Source organism: Protofrankia sp. CiP1_Cm_nod4 (assembly GCF_982290645.1).
Genome location: NZ_CEVIVC010000146.1, coordinates 1 through 2,816, shown reverse-complemented (window position 1 = coordinate 2,816; position 2,816 = coordinate 1). Strand labels below are relative to the sequence as shown.

Below are 2,816 nucleotides of genomic sequence, written 5' to 3'. Positions count from 1 at the left end.
CCCCCGCATCTGCTGTATCTTCCGGATCCCGTGGCCCGGCTGTGCTGATCTGTCTGGTCAGGAACCTCGCTCCGCCGACCCGCCGGCCCCGCCGCCGGGCGCCGCCTGCCGGGTCGGGACGCCGATGCGGGTCAGGTCGCCGATGTCGGTCCGGTAGTGCGCTCCGGCCAGCGACAGACGGCTGATCGCCTCGTAGGCCGAGCCTCTCGCGGCCTCCAGATGTGACCCGATTGCAGTTACGCACAGTACACGTCCGCCGGACGACACGATCCTGCCGTCGGCGTCCCGGCGGGTGCCCGCATGCAGGATGTCCACGCCGGTGAGGGCCTGCGCGGCGGCGAGGCCACTGATCGGGTCACCGATTTTTGGTGACTGTGGGTAGCCAGAAGCGGCGACGACCACCGTGACCGCCGCGCCGGCGCGCCACACCGGCGCCCGGCGCCCCGACAGCACGTCGGTCAGTGGCGTGGCCAGCAGCGCCAGGATCGCCTGCACCTCGGGGTCGCCGAACCGGACGTTGAACTCCACGACCCGCATCCCGCGGGAGGTCAGCGCGAGACCGGCGTAGAGCAGGCCGGAGAACGGCGTGCCACGGCGGGCCATCTCGCCCACCACGGGTCTGATCACTGTGTCGACGACCTCCGGGACGAGCCCGGGCGGCGCCCACGGCAGCGGCGCGTAGGCACCCATCCCGCCGGTGTTCGGCCCGGTGTCGCCGTCTCCGGCCCGTTTGTGGTCCTGCGCGGGCAGCAGCGGCACGACCGTGCCGGCCTCCGTGACGATCGCGAACAGCGAGACCTCGGGGCCGTCCAGATACTCCTCGATCACAACCCGGTCGTCCGCCCGGCGCAGGCAGGACCGCACGGCCGCCACCGCCTCCGCCCGGTCGGTCGTCACGGTGACGCCCTTGCCGGCGGCCAGCCCGTCGTACTTGACGACGTAGGGCGGGCCGAACTCGTCGAGGTCGGCCAGGGCCGGCTCGATCTCGGTGTGGTCACGGGCGGCCGCGGTCGAGACGCCCGCCGCGCGCATCACGTCCTTGGCGAACGCCTTGCTGCCCTCCAGGCGTGCCGCCGCGGCGGACGGCCCGAAGCAGGCCAGCCCACGGGCCCGCAGCTCGTCGGCTGCCCCGGCGACCAGGGGGACCTCCGGCCCGATGATGGTCAGATCGGCCTGGACGGCCTGCGCGAGGGCCGCGACGGCGTCCGGGTCGCCGACGTCGAGCGGACGCGGCTCGGCGAGATCCGCGGTGCCGGCGTTGCCCGGGGCGCAGACGACCGAGCCCACGGCCGGGTCGTGCGACAGCGCCCGGCACAGGGCATGCTCCCGGCCGCCGGAGCCGACGACGAGCACTTTCACCGCGTCACCTGTTACCCACTGCCACCGCCGGGCCGGTCGCCGCCGCTGAACGAACCGTCAGCACGGAACGAGCGGCTGCCGCCGAACGAGCTGTTACCGTCGGAGCCGCCACTGCCGTGGGAAGGGCCGCCACCGGAGCGGTCGCTGCCGTCGCTGCCGTCGGAACGGCCGTTGCCGTCTGCCGGGCTGCCGTCTGCCCGACCGGTGGCCGGTGGCCGGCCGTGCGCGCGGTCACGGGCCCTGCGTGGGAACCGGTATGGGAGGGCACGCGGTACAGGGTAGCGCCCAGCGCGATCAACTTTCCGGCCTGGCCCGGCCGCGGGATGTGCTCAAGGTGTGATAACCGTGGGCGCTCCGGGCGAAAACGAACACATTTCGTGACGGACGCCTGGCTGGCGCTCGCCGGGATCCGCGCGGGCGGTGTGTGCCCTGCCCGGCCGCGCGCCCGCTCCGCACCCGCGGGCCCATGCGCCCACGTACGCCCACGGGTGTCTGCCGGGACCGCCTGTCCAGCCGGGACCGCCTACAGGATGACCCCGGCGCGCCACAGCGTGTGTGCCAGGCCGTACACCAACTGCTGCGCGCAGCGCCGGGCATCCACCTCGGCCATGGAGCCGATGACCGCGTGGACGTCCACCGGCCACACCCGGACATCGCGGCCCAGGGCGTACAGGGCCCCGGGGTTGTCCCGGCCCTCGAAGGCCCGCCCGTCGCGGTCGACGAAAAGGTGCAGGCAGCGGCCCGTGTACGGGAACTCCTCGTTACGCCAGTACAGCACCGGCCAGACCAGCGGTGACGTGACGTGCCGGCCGCGCCGGCGGTCCCTGGCCTGCCCGGAGCCGCGCCGACCGGCCTTCCCGTCGTCGCTCCCGCCGTTGGTGATCTCCGTCGGGAGCCGCCCGGCCGCGTCGTGACCGGCGGTGTCGTGGCTGGCCGGGCCGGCAGCGGTGGGAGCCGGGATCGGAAGCGGCGCCGGGTCCCACTGCTGCCGGCGGCGCCCACCGCGGGCCACCGGTGGCAGGCGCTGCGGGAGCACGCGGACGCTTACGTCCGGTGAGAGATTCTGGGCCGCGCAGATGGCGAGGAACTCGGCGATCTGCCTGTCCACATGGGTGGCGACGGCGTCCGCCCGCCTGCGGCGCTGCTCCTCGGCGCGGTTGGCGCTGCGGACGGCGTAGCTGCCGCGAACGACCACCTCCACCAGGCCGGCGGGAGGTACGTCGCCGATGGGTGAGAAGCCGACCGGCCGGGCATGCGCGCCGACGCCCTGCCGTACCGCCTGCGGCTGGGTGACCAGGCCGGCGGCGTGCGCCACCGGCGTCCGGTGGGCCGGCAGGGAACCGACGGGGCCGGCCGGGGCGGCCGGACCGGACGTGCCGCCCGCCGCCGGCCTGCCACCGCGCGGCAGGCCGGTCCGTGGGATGCCGGGTTCCAGCCGGTGGCCGTCGGGGCCGGGG

The 2,816-nt window shown here is 75.0% G+C and carries 2 protein-coding genes; both read right to left on the bottom strand.

The genetic code is table 11. The features are described from left to right. Positions 1-57: 57 nt before the first annotated feature. Positions 58-1,359 carry a phosphoribosylamine--glycine ligase gene (gene purD, locus AC5LSR_RS20280; RefSeq protein ID WP_250281938.1) on the bottom strand — a complete coding sequence of 434 codons (1,302 nt, stop codon included), beginning with the start codon at positions 1,357-1,359 and terminating at the stop codon, positions 58-60. A 523-nt stretch (positions 1,360-1,882) separates the two neighbouring features. After that, positions 1,883-2,816: hypothetical protein (locus tag AC5LSR_RS20275; RefSeq protein WP_493468834.1), on the bottom strand; the 934-nt coding region annotated here is incomplete at its 5' end.